The organism is Curtobacterium sp. AC268 (assembly GCF_979258745.1).
The window spans coordinates 1,783,800-1,798,756 of sequence record NZ_OZ409878.1 but is presented as its reverse complement, the minus strand read 5'-3'; the positions used below and the strand labels follow the sequence as shown (position 1 = coordinate 1,798,756).

The 14,957-nt window shown below is 70.9% G+C and carries 15 protein-coding genes and 1 tRNA gene; 9 read left to right on the top strand and 7 right to left on the bottom strand.

What is annotated here, in order from left to right:
• Positions 1–10 precede the first annotated feature (10 nt).
• The 3 genes from ACZZ9K_RS08475 (at position 11) to argG (ending at position 2,762) form a co-directional block, all read left to right on the top strand.
• Positions 11–1,114: an epoxide hydrolase family protein gene (locus tag ACZZ9K_RS08475; protein ID WP_463443826.1), complete on the top strand. Its 1,104-nt coding sequence runs from the start codon at positions 11–13 to the stop codon at positions 1,112–1,114.
• A gap of 13 nt (positions 1,115–1,127) precedes the next feature.
• Positions 1,128–1,202: transfer RNA gene (locus ACZZ9K_RS08470), tRNA-Arg, on the top strand.
• A 117-nt stretch (positions 1,203–1,319) separates the two neighbouring features.
• A complete protein-coding gene (gene argG, locus ACZZ9K_RS08465) occupies positions 1,320–2,762 on the top strand; it encodes an argininosuccinate synthase (protein WP_463443825.1) in 1,443 nt (480 codons plus the stop codon).
• 90 nt (positions 2,763–2,852) lie between these two features.
• On the opposite strand, the gene ACZZ9K_RS08460 is transcribed toward argG, so the two are convergent.
• On the bottom strand, positions 2,853–3,566 hold the full coding sequence (locus ACZZ9K_RS08460; RefSeq protein ID WP_463443824.1) for an alpha/beta hydrolase: 714 nt from the start codon (positions 3,564–3,566) through the stop codon (positions 2,853–2,855).
• Between the two features lie 222 nt (positions 3,567–3,788).
• Here ACZZ9K_RS08460 and ACZZ9K_RS08455 point away from each other — a divergent pair, with 222 nt between their 5' ends.
• Both ACZZ9K_RS08455 and ACZZ9K_RS08450 read left to right on the top strand, forming a co-directional pair.
• On the top strand, positions 3,789–3,956 hold the full coding sequence (locus ACZZ9K_RS08455; RefSeq protein WP_155896891.1) for a hypothetical protein: 168 nt from the start codon (positions 3,789–3,791) through the stop codon (positions 3,954–3,956).
• 41 nt (positions 3,957–3,997) lie between these two features.
• Positions 3,998–4,591 (top strand): copper resistance CopC family protein, encoded by a 594-nt coding sequence (locus ACZZ9K_RS08450; protein WP_463443823.1) that lies wholly within the window; start codon positions 3,998–4,000, stop codon positions 4,589–4,591.
• Positions 4,592–4,706: 115 nt separating this feature from the next.
• On the opposite strand, the gene ACZZ9K_RS08445 is transcribed toward ACZZ9K_RS08450, so the two are convergent.
• The gene (locus ACZZ9K_RS08445; RefSeq protein WP_463443822.1) at positions 4,707–6,137 is read right to left on the bottom strand and encodes an MATE family efflux transporter; all 1,431 of its coding nucleotides are present in this window, start codon (positions 6,135–6,137) and stop codon (positions 4,707–4,709) included.
• Between the two features lie 215 nt (positions 6,138–6,352).
• The gene (locus tag ACZZ9K_RS08440) at positions 6,353–6,790 is read right to left on the bottom strand and encodes a MarR family winged helix-turn-helix transcriptional regulator (RefSeq protein WP_214523556.1); all 438 of its coding nucleotides are present in this window, start codon (positions 6,788–6,790) and stop codon (positions 6,353–6,355) included.
• Positions 6,791–7,244: 454 nt separating this feature from the next.
• Between ACZZ9K_RS08440 and nadE the strand changes: the two genes are divergently transcribed.
• Together nadE and ACZZ9K_RS08430 are read left to right on the top strand one after the other, a co-directional pair.
• Complete coding sequence (gene nadE, locus ACZZ9K_RS08435; protein WP_138801937.1) at positions 7,245–8,072, top strand: ammonia-dependent NAD(+) synthetase; 828 nt, start codon at positions 7,245–7,247, stop codon at positions 8,070–8,072.
• A 177-nt stretch (positions 8,073–8,249) separates the two neighbouring features.
• Positions 8,250–9,707 carry an SPFH domain-containing protein gene (locus ACZZ9K_RS08430; RefSeq protein ID WP_185974055.1) on the top strand — a complete coding sequence of 486 codons (1,458 nt, stop codon included), beginning with the start codon at positions 8,250–8,252 and terminating at the stop codon, positions 9,705–9,707.
• A gap of 34 nt (positions 9,708–9,741) precedes the next feature.
• On the opposite strand, the gene ACZZ9K_RS08425 is transcribed toward ACZZ9K_RS08430, so the two are convergent.
• Both ACZZ9K_RS08425 and ACZZ9K_RS08420 read right to left on the bottom strand, forming a co-directional pair.
• A complete protein-coding gene (locus ACZZ9K_RS08425; RefSeq protein ID WP_138801935.1) occupies positions 9,742–10,131 on the bottom strand; it encodes a hypothetical protein in 390 nt (129 codons plus the stop codon).
• 71 nt (positions 10,132–10,202) lie between these two features.
• Positions 10,203–11,153 carry a phosphotransferase family protein gene (locus tag ACZZ9K_RS08420; RefSeq protein ID WP_463443821.1) on the bottom strand — a complete coding sequence of 317 codons (951 nt, stop codon included), beginning with the start codon at positions 11,151–11,153 and terminating at the stop codon, positions 10,203–10,205.
• 170 nt (positions 11,154–11,323) lie between these two features.
• Between ACZZ9K_RS08420 and ACZZ9K_RS08415 the strand changes: the two genes are divergently transcribed.
• Together ACZZ9K_RS08415 and ACZZ9K_RS08410 are read left to right on the top strand one after the other, a co-directional pair.
• A complete protein-coding gene (locus ACZZ9K_RS08415; RefSeq protein WP_463443820.1) occupies positions 11,324–13,384 on the top strand; it encodes an MDR family MFS transporter in 2,061 nt (686 codons plus the stop codon).
• 77 nt (positions 13,385–13,461) lie between these two features.
• Positions 13,462–14,055: a TetR/AcrR family transcriptional regulator gene (locus tag ACZZ9K_RS08410; RefSeq protein WP_138801932.1), complete on the top strand. Its 594-nt coding sequence runs from the start codon at positions 13,462–13,464 to the stop codon at positions 14,053–14,055.
• 226 nt (positions 14,056–14,281) lie between these two features.
• Here the strand turns inward: ACZZ9K_RS08410 and ACZZ9K_RS08405 are convergent, their stop codons facing one another.
• Together ACZZ9K_RS08405 and ACZZ9K_RS08400 are read right to left on the bottom strand one after the other, a co-directional pair.
• On the bottom strand, positions 14,282–14,557 hold the full coding sequence (locus ACZZ9K_RS08405) for a GlsB/YeaQ/YmgE family stress response membrane protein (RefSeq protein WP_027466577.1): 276 nt from the start codon (positions 14,555–14,557) through the stop codon (positions 14,282–14,284).
• A 114-nt stretch (positions 14,558–14,671) separates the two neighbouring features.
• Positions 14,672–14,941 (bottom strand): glutaredoxin family protein, encoded by a 270-nt coding sequence (locus ACZZ9K_RS08400; protein ID WP_463443819.1) that lies wholly within the window; start codon positions 14,939–14,941, stop codon positions 14,672–14,674.
• Between the last annotated feature and the right edge of the window lie 16 nt (positions 14,942–14,957).

Below are 14,957 nucleotides of genomic sequence, written 5' to 3'. Positions count from 1 at the left end.
CGTCGCCGACATGGGCGAGACACCGCACATCGACGACGCGACCATCGACGACCTGCGCGCTCGGCTTCGTGCCACGCGCTGGCCGGACGCGCCCGCCGGGCTCGGCTGGTCGCTCGGCGTGGACCTCGACGTCCTGCGCCCCCTCGTCGAGTACTGGGCCGACGGGTTCGACTTCGACGCACACCGTGCCGAGCTCGCTGCGCTGCCCTCGCGCCGTGTCGTCGTCGACGGCATCGGCATCCACGTGCTGCACGCCCGCGCTCCGCGGCCCGATGCCCTGCCGGTCCTGCTCGCGCACGGCTGGCCGGACTCCGGCTGGCGGTACCGCAAGGTGCTGCCGATGCTCGTCGCCGCCGGGTACGACGTCGTCGTGCCGGACATGCCCGGCTACGGGTTCTCGGATGCACCGCCGCAGGTGCTCGACACCCGGCAGGTGGCCGGCATGTGGGCGACGCTGATGACGGACCTCGGGTACGAGCGGTTCGCGGTGTCCGGTGGCGACATCGGCACGCACGTCGCCCGCTACCTGGCACTCGACCACCCAGACCGGGTCGTCGCCGTGCACCGCATCGACGGCGGGCTCGCCTGGCCGGGCCTCGATGCGTCGACGTTGTCCGCCGCCGAGCGGGAGTTCGTCGCCGCGACCGATCGGTGGCGCACCGCCGAGGGTGCCTACGCGATGCTGCACCGCACGAAGCCGCAGACCGCCGCCGTCGGGCTGAACGACTCGCCCGCGGGGCTGGCCGCCTGGATCCTCGAGAAGCTCCGGGCGTGGAGCGACTGCGACGGGGACCCGTGGTCGGTCTACACGCGCGACGAGGTGCTGGCGCTGCTCACCGAGTACTGGGCCACGGGCACGATCGGCTCGGCGATGCGGATGTACCACGCGAACGCGGCGATCCCGGCGGAGCAGCTGGAGCGACGGGTCGAGGTGCCGTCCGGGTTCTCGATCTTCCCCGGCGACATCGTGCGGGCGCCGCGCGAGTGGCTCGAGCGCACCACGAACCTCGTGTTCCACCACGAACTCGACCGCGGTGGGCACTTCGCGCCGTTCGAGCAGCCCGACCTGTTCGTCGACGAACTGCACGCGTTCCTGCAGGGCTTCCGCCGCTAGAGTGGACGGGCCAGCCTCTGTAGCTCAATGGAAGAGCAGTTCCGTCCTAAGGAAACGGTTGGGGGTTCGAGTCCCTCCAGGGGCACCAGGTCGAAGGGGTTCGAGTCCCTGCAGTGCTGTCCGGGGGCACCACTTCGCGGGGGAGTTCTCCACAACCGTCGCCCCGGACGGTAGCCCGGCCCGCGGGCCCCGTACGATTGACCCCGTGTCCAAGGTCCTGAGCAGTCTCCCCGTCGGCGAACGAGTCGGCATCGCGTTCTCAGGGGGTCTCGACACCTCCTGCGCCGTTGCCTGGATGCGCGAGAAGGGAGCGATCCCCTGCACGTACACGGCCGACATCGGCCAGTACGACGAGCCGGACATCGACGCCGTCCCGAGCCGCGCCCACGAGTACGGCGCCGAGATCGCCCGACTGGTCGACGCGAAGAGCGCCCTGGTCGAAGAAGGCCTGGTCGCCCTGCAGACCGGTGCGTTCCACATCCGCTCCGGCGGCAAGACGTACTTCAACACGACGCCGCTCGGCCGCGCGGTGACGGGCACGATGCTCGTCCGCGCGATGAAGGAAGACGGCGTCGACATCTGGGGCGATGGCTCCACCTACAAGGGCAACGACATCGAGCGGTTCTACCGCTACGGCCTGATGGCCAACCCGCGTCTGCGCGTCTACAAGCCGTGGCTCGACTCCGAGTTCGTCGAGGAGCTCGGCGGCCGCAAGGAGATGAGCGAGTGGCTCGTCGCCCGCGGGTTCCCGTACCGCGACTCCACCGAGAAGGCGTACTCGACCGACGCGAACATCTGGGGCGCGACGCACGAGGCGAAGAGCCTCGAAGAGCTGTCGAGCGGCCTGGACATCGTCGAGCCGATCATGGGTGTCGCCGCCTGGCGTGACGACGTCGAGGTCGCGACCGAGATCGTCAGCGTCCGGTTCGAAGCCGGTCGCCCCGTCGCGATCAACGGCGTCGAGTACCCCGACGCGGTGGCCCTGGTCTACGAGGCGAACGCCATCGGTGGCCGCCACGGCCTGGGTGCGTCCGACCAGATCGAGAACCGCATCATCGAGGCGAAGAGCCGCGGCATCTACGAAGCTCCGGGCATGGCGCTGCTGCACATCGCCTACGAGCGCCTGCTCAACGCGATCCACAACGAGGACACGGTCGCCTCGTACCACAACGAGGGCCGTCGTCTCGGTCGCCTGATGTACGAGGGCCGCTGGCTCGACCCGCAGTCCCTCATGCTCCGCGAGTCGCTGCAGCGCTGGGTCGCCTCCGCCGTCACCGGCGAGGTCACGCTGCGCCTGCGTCGCGGCGACGACTACACGATCCTCGACACCACGGGCCCCGCGCTGTCGTACCACCCGGACAAGCTGTCGATGGAGCGCGTCGGCGACGCCGCCTTCGGCCCGGACGACCGCATCGGCCAGCTCACCATGCGCAACCTCGACATCGCGGACTCCCGTTCGCGGCTCGAGCAGTACGCCGCTGCCGGCCTCATCGGCGGCGCGACGGCCGAGCTCGTCGGCGAGCTCGAGGCGGGCGAGGCCGAGGAGATCCTCGGCGGCGCGATCGTCGCCTCCGACGCCGAGGACGCGATGGGTCGTCGCACCGACCTCGCTTCCGAGGGCGCGGCCTTCGACTCCGGCACCGACTGATCGAGCGGATCCGCGCCCTGGGCGCGACCCTCGATGACGGGAGGCCCGGTGCCAGCTGGCACCGGGCCTCCCGTCCGTCGTCGCGACGTCTCAAGCCGCGGCGCTTCCGAGCAGCAGCTCGAGCTGCTCGACGACCAGGTCGGGCCGGGTGATGAAGGGATGGTGCCCGGTGGGGACGTCGACGCTCCGCGTCGCACGTGCCGCGTGCGCTCGCTGGAGGCCGACGGTTGTGCTCCGGTCCTCGGTGCAGACCAGGTAGGTGGAGTCGACGCCCTGCCAGCCCGCGGCGGTCGTCGGCGTGACGAACGCGGCAGTGGACTGTGCGGTGACGCGGTCCCACGCAGCCCGCTGCACCTCGGGGACGGCGTCCTGCAGGAACCGCGCGCCGAACGACGAGGCGTCGTACCCGACCAGTGCCAGGGCTCCGTCCCCGGCATCACCGATCGCCACCGGGTCGGGCTCGTCCGACATGATCCCGGCCTGGGCCGATCCGACGTCGGGCAGGTAGGACGACGCGTGGACCAGGTGCTCGACGGCATCGTGCTGACCAGCCTCGGCGACGACCGTGCCGCCGTACGAGTGCCCGACGACGATCGCGCCGTCGCTGTGGTCGAGCGCGGCCCGGAGCGCTGCAGCGTCCTCGGCGAGACCGCCTTCGGGGCGGCCGGACGGGCCCTCGCCGCAGGACGGCAGCGCCACCGATCGACTGCGGACACCGGTGCCCTCGAACAGCAGGTCGGCGGTGGGCTGCCACCACCAGTCGCCGTCGCGCACGAGCGCGCCGTGGACGAAGAGGATCTCCATGCGCCGACGCTACAGCGCACCCGCCGCGCCGGTCCGTCGCGTCCGTCAGCCGCGAAGCGCATCCGCCTCGACGGCGATCCGGCCCGACCGTATCGTTGCGGTACCGGGTCAGTCATCAGGGACTCGTCGTCACGATGCTCCTCACGATCTGTGGGGTCTGGCACAGCGGGTCGACCCGGGCGGATCCGAGATGCGCATCATCTCGACGAAGGGCTGGTCGCCATGACCGCCACCATCCAGAACGCGTGGCACCGCCACGGGCTCCGTTCGCCCGAGGACCTCGCCGCCCTCGTCGCCGAACGCCTCGAAGGAACCGGCCACCAGCTCGTCAGCGTCAGTGAAGCGCGCTACGAGCCCACCTACGCGGACTTCCTCGGCGAGCAGCTCTGACCCCCAGCGGGCTGCCGCTCGGCCGTCGGTAGAGTCTGCGCATGCGCACAGCCCGAACCACGGCGGCGGCACTGGCGATCGTCGCGGCGGGACTGCTGACGCTCGTCGGTGTCCAGCCCGCGTCGGCCCACTCGGCCCTGACCAGCAGCACCCCGGCGGACGGGGCGGTCGTCACCGAACCGCTCGGATCCGTCGACCTGACCTTCTCGGAGGCGCCGCTCGCCGGCCTCGACGCCGGACTCCGGATCCAGGTGACCGACGCCTCCGGTGCCGACGTCGCCACGGGTGACGTGAGGGTCTCCGGGACGACCATGCGCCGCGCGGTCGACCTCGACCAGGGCAGCTACACGGTGCTCTGGCGGTACGTGTCGCCGGACGGCCACCCGATCGAGGGAACGCTCGCGTTCGAGTACCGGGCCGCAGCGCCGACGTCGACCCCGAGCGCGAGTGTCACCCCGACGCCGAGCACCGCTCCGACGCCGAGTGCCACCGCGACGGCCACCGGAGCCTCGGACGGTGCTCCGTCCTCGTCGCCGGGCATCGCGCCGGGCGTGTGGATCGGCCTCGGCGCCGGAGCTGTCCTGGTGGCCGGCGCGGTCGTCGTGCTGCTGCTGCGGCGCGGCCGCAGCGCGTAGCACCCAGCGCGCGCGGCGCACGTCACGCGACCACGCAACGGACGGGAGGCCCGGTGCCGGACCGGCACCGGGCCTCCCGTCCGCACGTGGTGCGTGACGCCGGGGGCGACGCGCCTCACGCTACGGGGGCGGCCTCCAGCGCGGCGTCGGCGCGTGCCGCGCTGCCCTCGGCCAGGCCTCGGGCGATGCGGCCCCGCGTCCCCAGCCAGAGGACGACGGCGGCGACGAACACGATGCCCTCGGTGACGGTGAGTGCCCAGATGATCCCGGCGAGCCCGAACCACACGTTGCCGGCGATCACGATCGGGATGAACAACACGCCCTGCGCCATCGACAGCACCATCGCGGGCATGACCATCCCGGTCGCCTGGAACAGCGAGGTGAGCAGTCCCGTGAACCCGTTGACGACGGCGGCGACGAGCTGTGCCGTCAGGATCGTCATGCCGATCGCGAGCACCGAGTGGTCACCGGAGAAGATCGTGAAGACCTGCTCGCGGAACACGAACACGGTGCCGGAGAAGACGAGCACGATGCCGCCGACGGTCAGGGCCGCGGCGCGCAGGCCGGAGCGGAGTCGATCGGCGTCGCCCGCGCCGAACGCGTAGGCGAGCAGCGGCAGCACGCCGATGGTCACGCCCATCACCAGGAACTCCGGCACCTGGGCGATGCGGACCGCGACGCCCATCGCTGCCAGCGGGTCGTCACCGTAGGCGGCGGCGAGGTTGTTGAGGACGAGTGTCGTGACGATGAGGAACGCGGACTGCAGCAGTTCGCCGACGCCGATGCCGAACACGGGCTTCAGGATGTCCGCACGCAGGGTGAACCACTTCGGCGCGAAGCTGACGTTCTCGCTGTTCCGCTGCAGCCACGTCACCCAGTAGACGATCGAGACCACGTTGGCCAGGCCCACCGCGAGTGCGGCGCCGCCGACACCCCAGTGCAGCCCCAGGATGAACAGGACGTCGAACACCAGGTTGCCGACCGTGGACAGGACCAGGCCGATCATCGCCTGCCGCGCGGCACCCTCGGAGCGGACGATCTGCTCGAGCGCGAAGGACGCGGCGAGGACGGGGACGAACGCGAGCATCACGGCGACGTACTCGCTCGTGGCGGGGACCGCTGCCGCGTCGGCACCGAGGACGGCGACGAGCGGGCGGAGCAGCAGGAGTCCGACGACGCCGAGCACGGCGCCGGTCACCACGGCTCCCCACAGGGCGAACGAGGCGACGTGCTTGATGTCCCGCGCCTTGTCGGGATCGTGTTCCGATGCTCCGAGCAACCGGGACATCAAGGCGCTGCCGCCGACGCCGAACACCCCGCCCACGGCCATCACGAGGCCGAGCAGCGGCGTGCCGAAGGTGATCGCGGCGAGCAGGGACGTGTCGTGCTGGGCGCCGATGAAGCCCGCGTTGATGACGTTGTACAGGGCGCTGACGACCATCGCGGCGGCCATCGGCACGCACAGGTGCACCAGGGCTCGGGCGATCGGGGCAGCGGAGAGGTACCAGCGGTTCGTCGCCGCAGCGGTGGTGGTGGTGGAGGACATGACGGTTCCCTTCCGGGCATGACGGTGGGCGCGCCGACGGACGCCGGCACGGCAGGGGGGAGCGCGCGACCGGCGGGGTCGCGAAGTCGCGGGATCGCGAAGGCGCGGGATCGCGGAGTCGCGAGGGCGCGCCGGCGGATCCGGCCGGGAGGCGCGTGGTGCGTGGAGCGGGTCGGTGCGGTGGCGCGGGTGGTGCGCTGGTGCGGGTGGTGCGGCTAGCGGGTCGGCGGCGCGAGTTGCGCGGTCACCTTCTGCAGCAGCCGCCGCAGGGTGGCGCGTTCGTCCGCGTCGAGCGGTGCGAGCAGGGAGTCGTCGAGGGCGACCATCGCGTCGGTGAACCCGGCGATGAGGTCGATGCCCGCCTGGGTGGCGTGCACCGTCTTCGTCCGCCCGTTCGTGGCGTCCGGTCGTCGTTCGATCAGGCCGCGCCGCTCGAGTCCCTGCAGGAGACTCGAGACGCTGGCCGCGCTGGTCCGGGTGGCCTCGGCGATGTCCCGCTGGATGGCGCCGGGGTGTTCCTGCAGGTACCCGAGCACGAAGGACTGCTCGTGGGTGAGGTCGCGCTCACGGACCCACTCCTCGGCGCCCTTGCGCTGTGCCCATCCGATCCACCGCATGAGCTGGAGCGGTGTCGTGAAGTCCGGTGCCTGCATGATCAGGACTCTAACTGTTAGGCATCGAACTGTCAACGAACCCAGCCTGACCCGTGACCCCACAACGGGGGTGTCGAGTCCTGCCCGGACCCTGATACCTTCCACAGCAAGCGGCCTCACCAGCCGCCTCCGGCCCGTTCGACGGGCCCCACATCCCCTGGCTCACCACCGGGGGCGGATCAGCGGCGGAGACCCCGTCGGAGGAGGGGGCATCGTGCCACACCACGGACCACCCACCGCGATCCCGGCGCGACGAGTTCGTCGCGCCTGACCAGGACGGGCGCCGGCGGGTACCGGCGTCCGCCTCACCGGGTCCGCGACGCGTTCGGGTCGTCGCGGATCCCCGGGGCGGTGGTGATCGGGTCACCGCCGCCCCGGGACCTCCCGGTTGATCCGATGGACGTCTTCGGGAACCTGCCGGTCCACGGAGCCGGATCGGCGTGATACTGGGGTGGTGCGTGAACTCCAAGCCGCCATCGCAGCGGACCTCAACGTCCAGCCGACCATCGACCCGGAGCAGGAGGTCGCCCGTCGTGTCGGGTTCCTGCGCGACTACCTGCTGACGACCGGGGCGAAGGGGTACCTCCTCGCCATCAGCGGCGGGCAGGACTCCACCCTGGCCGGCCGCCTGACCCAGCTCGCGGTCGAGTCGCTCCGCGCCGAGGGGCACCCGGCCGAGTTCACGACCGTCCGCATGCCCTACCGGGTGCAGGCCGACGAGGACGACGCCCAGCTCGCCCTGCAGTTCATCGCGGCCGAACCTGGCGTCACCGTGAACATCGAGCACGGGGTCGACGGGGTCATGGAGGACACCGCGGCCTCGGGTATCGAGCTGAGCGACTTCGTGAAGGGCAACGTCAAGGCGCGCATGCGGATGGTCGCCCAGTACGCGATCGCCGGGCAGCGCGGCCTGCTGGTGGTCGGCACGGACCACGCGGCCGAGGCCGTCACGGGCTTCTTCACCAAGTACGGCGACGGCGGCGTCGACCTCACCCCGCTCACCGGGCTGTCGAAGAGCCAGGGGCGGCAGCTGCTCGAGCACCTCGGCGCACCCGCTCGCCTGTACGAGAAGGCGCCCACCGCCGACCTGCTCGACGAGCTGCCCGGGCAGACCGACGAGGCGAACCTCGGACTCACCTACGCCGAGATCGACGCCTACCTGCAGGGACACGACGTGCCGGTCGAGGTCGCCGAGGCGATCGAGTCGCGCTACCGCGCGACGGAGCACAAGCGCCAGGTGCCGGCGACGCCCTTCGACGAGTGGTGGCGTGCGGGCGCGTAGGCGCTGACGCAACCCCGGACGGGAGGCGCGGTGCAGGTGATCCTGCACCGCGCCTCCCGTCTGTTGTCCCCAACCCTCCCCAGCGCGGCCCCGCTGTCCGCGTGCGCTCCTAGGATGGGAGCCAACGGAACAACAGATGCGGAATCCAGGCTGGCGCCTGGTCCTCAAGGGGGAGTCATGGAAGTCCTGTTCGCGCTCGGAGCCGTCCCGCTGATCGTCGTGGGGATCATCGTCCTCGCCGTGATCGCGCTGATCTACGCCAAGGTCGTGTACCGCAACGCCGGTGCCGACGAAGCGCTCATCATCACGGGCAAGCGCTCCCGCAAGGTCAAGAACGCCGACGGCACCGAGACCGTCGAGTCCGGCATCAAGGTCGTGCTCGGCGCCGGTGTGCTCGTCCGCCCCTTCTTCGAGAAGGTCGCGAAGCTGTCGCTCAGCTCGCGTGCGATCGACATCAACGTCAACGCGCAGGACTCCCGCGGTGTCACCATCGACGTCGAGGCCGTCGCGCTCGTCAAGGTCGGCGAGACCGACGCCTCGATCCGGGCGGCCGCACAGCGGTTCCTCGGGCAGGAGAAGAAGATCGACGACTTCGCGCGCGAGGTCCTGTCCGGTTCGCTCCGCGCCTCGATCGGTGCGACCGACGTGTCGACCATCATCCGCAAGCGCGATCAGCTCACCGTCGCTGTGCTCGACGTCGCCAAGGACGCGCTGCACAGCCAGGGGCTCGACGTCGACTCGTTCGAGATCAAGGGCATCTCGGACCGCAACGAGTACATCAGCGACCTTGGCCGTGCCGAGCGTGCACGCGTGCGACTCGAGGCCGAGAACGCCGAGGCCCAGGCCGACCGTGAAGCGCGAGAGGCCCGCGCGACCGCCGACCAGGCGATCGCCGAGGCCGAGAACACCCTGGCCATCCGCCGTGCCGCGCTGCAGCTCGACGCCGACCGTGCGTCCGCCGAAGCCGCTGCCGCCGGCCCGCTCGCCCAGGCGCGCGCGTCCCAGGGTGTCGTCGAGCAGGAGCAGATCACCGCGCAGAAGCGTGCCGAGCTGCGCCGTGCCGAGCTCGAGTCCGAGGTCTCCGCCGTCGCCGAGGCCCAGGCGCGCAAGACCCGCGTCGAGGCCGAAGCCGCCGCCGGGGCCCAGGTCGAGACCGCACGCGCCCAGGCCGAGGCCCGTCGGATCTCCGCGGAGGCCGTCGCGGCCGAGGCGAAGGCCGAGGCGGACGCCCGCAAGCTCGCCGCCGACGCCTCACGCGCCGAGGGTGAAGCCGCCGCCGACGCGATCCGTGCGAAGGGTCAGGCCGAGGCCGATGCGACCAAGGCGCAGGCCGACGCGCTCGCACAGCACTCCGAGGCCGTCCTGCGGGTCAAGGCGATCGAGACGCTGCCGAGCATCGCCCGCGAGCTCGCCGCGCCGATGAGCAACATCGACACGCTCACCGTGGTGTCCTCCGAGGGCGCCGGTGCCCTGTCGAAGAGCGTCGTCAGTCAGTTCAGCGAGGTCGATGCGTTGCTCGGCGCAACCGCCGGGTTCACCCTGAGCGACATCGTGAAGAGCACCACGACGGGTCAGGCGGCTGCCCGTGCTGTCGTGCGCGAGCAGTCGGTGCCGCAGGTCGAGCCGGCCGAGTAGCCGAGCGGGTGCCTGCAGCGGGCGCGACGGGGGATCAGCCCTCGTCGTGCCCGTTCTCGTTCTGCGGGTCGCGCTGCTGAGCGCCGGCGTCCTCACGCTCGTCGGCGAGCCGCTGCTGCCAGACGACACTGCGGGCCGCGCCCTCGAGCACGTCGTCGACGCTGCGACCGCTCTGGGCGGCGAGGGCACCGCTGAGTCCGGCGGTCAGCGTGCCGCCGGCCGAGGCGAGTCGCTCGACGACCTCCTCCTGCCGCGGGGTCAGGGGCTCGTCGACCAGTTCGTCGATCGTGTCGCGGATGTTCTGCTCGCTCGCGTCCAGTGCCGCCTCGTCGCCGGACTGCAGGGCTGCTGCCTCTCCGACGACGACGAGACCGAGGCGCGCGGCGTCGTCTTCGGGACGCGGGGTGCGGGGCTCGTCAGTCATGCGGTGGACCGTACGCTCCGGTGCGCTGCGCTCCCTGGACAGACGCGTCCCCCGCTCGGGCGGAGGCGCTGTCAGGCGGCCCAGCGGCGGAGCAGCCACTCGGCGGTCGCCACGCCCTCGCGCCGTTGGAAGTCGCGGATGGCGGGCATGTTCGGCGGTGCCGGGGGCAGGGCGTGCTCGAAGAACAGCCCGGCGAGCCCGGCCAGCACGGCGTCGATCGTGGCGGCGGGCACCCCGGCGAAGACCGGGTGCGTGGCGAGGTGGTGTTCGACGGCGTCGTCCTCGCCGCGGACGAGCGTGTCGAGCAGGTAGGTCAGAGGGTCGAGCCAGTGCGCGCCCACGCTCGCCCAGGGCCAGTCCACCACCCAGACGAGCCCGGTGTCGTCGACGAGCAGGTTGTCCGCTCGGCAGTCGGCGTGCACGAGGTGTTCGCCGTCGACGAGGGCAGCTGCCCCCGATGCCGCGTGGGCGATCGCGGGGCCGGCGTCGAGGATGTGCGGCGGGACGACCTCGGCGACGCGGACGGCGTTCGAGTCGTCCGCCAGCATCCGGTCCCAGGCGCCGAACTCCTCGCGCAGGTCCTCGGTGATGCGGGGGAGCGTCGCCAGCCCATCGGTCGCGAGCGGCAGTGTGTGGAGTGCGTCGAGCACGGCCGTCGTGTCCGATCCGTCGAGGTGCTCGCCCGGGTGCTGCCCTGCGACGTCCTCGAGCACGAGTGCGACCCAGTCGTCACCGTCGACCGTGGCGTGCAGCGCGTCGAGCAGCCGCGGTGCCTGCACGGTGGTCGGCAGCTGGGCCATGACCTCGGCCTCGCGGCGGTGCAGGTCGAGGGCGGCCTCGTTGCGCGAGCGCGACACCGTCTTCACGAAGGCTCGTTCCCCCGCCGCGGTCGTCACCCGGTCGGCGCTTCCGGGCGACCACCCGCTCGCCTGGGACTCGGCGGTCACGACCGGACCGCCCAGCACCCCCTCCACCTGCTGCCGCAGCGTCGTCGGTACGTCGGTCCAGGTGGTTCGCCCCATGCGCCGACGCTACCTGAGAACCCGTACACCAACGTGCATACTCGGCAACTTTGCGTTGGCAGCAAAGGTGCTTGCGGTGTAAAGTTGCAGAGCCTGCAAGGTTGACCCTCGTTTCGGGGTCCCGACCAGGCCGACGACCACCACGCCACATCCCCTGTGAGGAACCCCGCATGTCCACTGCCACCGCACCCGTCGAGGTGTCGCGCGGACGACAGGACTCCCCGGCGAGCACGCCGGGCAAGCCGATCATGTCGCACCGCCAGATCCTGCTCGTCATCTACGGCCTGATGGCCGGCATGTTCCTGTCGTCGCTCGACCAGACCATCGTCGGCACGGCGATCCGCACGATCGGTGACGACCTGCACGGCCTCGACCAGCAGGCCTGGGTCACGACGGCCTACCTGATCGCGTCGACCATCACCACGCCGATCTACGGCAAGCTCTCCGACGTCTTCGGCCGTCGTCCGCTCTACATCTTCGGCATCGCGGTCTTCATCCTCGGATCGCTGCTCTCGACCCTGTCGACGTCGATGACCATGCTCGCCGCCTTCCGCGCGTTCCAGGGCATCGGTGCCGGTGCGCTGATGTCGCTCCCGCTCGCGATCATGGGCGACATCCTCGCGCCCCGTGAGCGCGCGAAGTACCAGGGCTACTTCCTGGCGGTCTTCGGCATCTCGTCCGTGATCGGCCCGCTCATCGGTGGACTGTTCGCCGGTGCGAGCTCGATCGTCGGCATCACCGGCTGGCGCTGGGTGTTCCTGATCAACGTGCCGATCGGCGTCGCCGCGCTCCTCATGGTGATCGCGTTCCTGCACCTGCCGAAGTTCGGCGAGGCCAAGGCCAAGCCACGCATCGACTGGTGGGGCGCGACCTCGGTCATCGTCACGCTCGCGCCGCTGCTCCTCGTCGCGGAGCAGGGCCGCACGTGGGGCTGGGGTTCGGCCAACGCGATCGCCTGCTACGTCATCGGTGCGCTCGGCCTCGTCGCCTTCCTGGTGATCGAGACCCGCATGCAGGACGACGCGATCATCCCGCTCAAGCTCTTCCGCTCGAGCACGTTCTCGATGGCGACCATCCTGGGCTTCCTGGTCGGCTTCGCGATGTTCGGCGCGATGCTCACCATCCCGCTGTACCTGCAGATCGTCACCGGCCTGACGCCGACCGAGTCCGGCTTCGCGACGCTGCCGATGATCGGCGGCTTGATGATCGCCTCGATCGCTTCGGGGCAGATCGTGGCCCGCACCGGCCGCTACCGGATCTTCCCGGTGATCGGCACGGCCCTGGTGTCGCTCGGCTACGTCGTCCTGACGTTCATGACGATCGACAAGCCGCTGTGGTTCCTGATGATCGGCATGTTCCTGATCGGCCTCGGGCTCGGCCAGCTCATGCAGAGCATCACGCTGGCCTCCCAGAACTCGGTGCAGCCGCGTGACATGGGTGTGGCGACGTCGTCCGCCACGTTCTTCCGCCAGATCGGTGGCACGCTCGGCACCGCCGTCCTGCTGTCCGTCCTGTTCTCGCTCATGCCGGCGAACATCCTGCACGCCACGGCGGACGAGTCGAACCTCAAGCCCGCCCTCAGTGCGGCGCTCGACCCGGAGGTCGCCAGCGCGAAGGCGAACCAGGGCGTCATGGACCAGATCTGGAACCCGATCGTCACCCCGCTCCAGAAGCAGGTGCAGTCCGGCCTCGACACCGCCACCGACCAGGTGACCCAGGCCACCGCCGGGGCTCCCGACGCCGTGCAGCAGCAGGCGCTCACCGCCGCCGCCGACAAGGCGCACGCCAGCGTGCAGGACGGCCGGCTCGTCGTCGACTGGTCGGACTCGGCGCAGCGCACCTACTGGGTGGACCAGCTCGCACCGGAACTGTCGAAGCAGATCGACAAGGGCGCGAACGACTCGAGCGACTCGAACGCCGAGACGAGCGACACGTCGTACCTCAACGGTGCGGACGCTGCCCTGACCCGGCCGTTCATGTCCGGGTTCAACGCCTCGGCCGTGACCGTCTACTGGGTCGGCTTCGCGGTGATCCTGCTCGCGTTCGTCCTGAGCTTCTTCTTCAAGGCGCCGCCGCTCCGCAAGAGCTCGGCCCTGCAGGAGCAGGCGGACGACGCCGGCACCGCTGACGACCTCGAGGCGCAGGCCGTGCGGGCCGCGGACACGATGGGCTCGCCCACCGCCCCGGTCACCGGTTCGATCCCCGTCCAGGGTGGTCGGGCGCAGGTCTGAGTCACGCCGGGCCTCCTCGTCCGAGGACGCGGGGGCCCGGCGTCGCACCAACCCGAGAACAAGACGGAGCGCAGCACGTGCACCAGCTCACCACCACCGAGGCCACCGCCCTGACCGACTGCGGCCTGCGGGAGCGCAAGAAGCAGCAGACCCGGGCCGCCATCCACCGGTCGGCGCTCGCCCTGGTCACCGACCACGGACTCGCCGGGGTGACCGTCGAGCAGATCTGCGCGGACGCCGGGGTCTCCCCGCGGACGTTCTTCAACTACTTCCCGTCGAAGGCCGAAGCAGCCCTCGGTTTGCCGGCCACGACGGTCCCGGACACGGCACGCGCAGCGTTCCTCGGTTCCACGGGGCCGCTCGTGTCGGACCTCTGCGACCTCGTCGCGCACACGGTCACCCTGCCGCAGGACCGCCGGCGCATGAAGGAGCTCGTCCGAGCCCGCCCCGAGATGGTCCCGGCGATGATGCAGTGGATGGCGCACGCGCGGCAGACCGTGCTGGCGGTGGCCGCCGAGCGCGTCGACGAGGACACCGCGCGGACCGCGACCACCCTCGTGATGGCCGCCGTGATCGAGTCCGCCCACCGATCGGCGGACGGCTCCCGCGACGAACTGGCTGCGCGGCTGCGCGCGGTCGTCGGCGAGATGGGGCGGCTCGCCACCGCCTGATCAGCGTGACCATCGCGTCGCCCCCGGCGCAGGGGCGACCACGGCCTGGAGGCGCGGTGCGGGTCGGACCCGCACCGCGCCTCCAGGCCGTTTCGCGTCCACACCGTCGCGCGGTCGCAGCCCGCAGCGCGCAGTCGGTCCGCACACGCAAAGTCACCCCGAACCACGTGGAAACGCGGTTCGGGGTGACTGTGGTTGTTCGCCGGTCAGACCGGCAGCGTCGTGCCTAGCGGCGCGAGCCGCGGCCCGCGACGCGGGTGTAGATGAACAGCACGATGATCGCGCCGATGATCGAACCGATGATGCCGGCCGGCTGGAAGAAGCCGTCCATCGGGTCGTGCTGGAAGATCAGGAACCCGAGGAACCCGCCGACGAACGATCCGACGATGCCCAGGACGATCGTCATGAGGATGCCGATGTTCTGCTTGCCGGGGATGATGAGCCGGGCGAGAGCGCCGGCGATGAGACCGATGATGATCAAGCTGATGATGAGACCGAGCACGGTGTCCTCCTCGTGGGTGCGGTTGCCGCGGCATGGTTGCCGGAGTCAGGGCCGACGTCCGACGAAACTCCGGGCTTCCTGGGAGGACTGTCGGGTTCGCCGGTCAGACGACGATCAGACGACGCCGGAGGCCTCGAGCTCGGCCCGCAGCTCGGCGTCCGACGGCTCGACGAAGTGCTTGCCGTTCGGCAGCACCACGACGGGGATGTTCTTCCGGCCGCTGATGGCCTCGGCACGGTCGGCCGCGGACAGGTCCTGCTCCACGTCGACGTACTCGTAGTCCACGCCGAGGGTGTCGAGCAGCGCCTTGGACCGACGGCAGTCGCGGCACCAGTCGGCACCGAACATGGTCACGCGGTCGGGGACAGTCGTCGCATCGCTCATGTGCAGAGAGTACGTC

Bases quoted from the DNA above. Each gene is read 5' to 3' on its own strand.
- ACZZ9K_RS08475 (WP_463443826.1), top strand. From the start codon at position 11: ATGGGCGAGACACCGCACATCGACGACGCGACCATCGACGACCTGCGC.
- ACZZ9K_RS08460 (WP_463443824.1), bottom strand. From the start codon at position 3,566: ATGGAGATCCTCTTCGTCCACGGCGCGCTCGTGCGCGACGGCGACTGG.
- ACZZ9K_RS08455 (WP_155896891.1), top strand. From the start codon at position 3,789: ATGACCGCCACCATCCAGAACGCGTGGCACCGCCACGGGCTCCGTTCG.
- ACZZ9K_RS08450 (WP_463443823.1), top strand. From the start codon at position 3,998: ATGCGCACAGCCCGAACCACGGCGGCGGCACTGGCGATCGTCGCGGCG.
- ACZZ9K_RS08445 (WP_463443822.1), bottom strand. From the start codon at position 6,137: ATGTCCTCCACCACCACCACCGCTGCGGCGACGAACCGCTGGTACCTC.
- ACZZ9K_RS08440 (WP_214523556.1), bottom strand. From the start codon at position 6,790: ATGCAGGCACCGGACTTCACGACACCGCTCCAGCTCATGCGGTGGATC.
- ACZZ9K_RS08430 (WP_185974055.1), top strand. From the start codon at position 8,250: ATGGAAGTCCTGTTCGCGCTCGGAGCCGTCCCGCTGATCGTCGTGGGG.
- ACZZ9K_RS08425 (WP_138801935.1), bottom strand. From the start codon at position 10,131: ATGACTGACGAGCCCCGCACCCCGCGTCCCGAAGACGACGCCGCGCGC.
- ACZZ9K_RS08420 (WP_463443821.1), bottom strand. From the start codon at position 11,153: ATGGGGCGAACCACCTGGACCGACGTACCGACGACGCTGCGGCAGCAG.
- ACZZ9K_RS08415 (WP_463443820.1), top strand. From the start codon at position 11,324: ATGTCCACTGCCACCGCACCCGTCGAGGTGTCGCGCGGACGACAGGAC.
- ACZZ9K_RS08400 (WP_463443819.1), bottom strand. From the start codon at position 14,941: ATGAGCGATGCGACGACTGTCCCCGACCGCGTGACCATGTTCGGTGCC.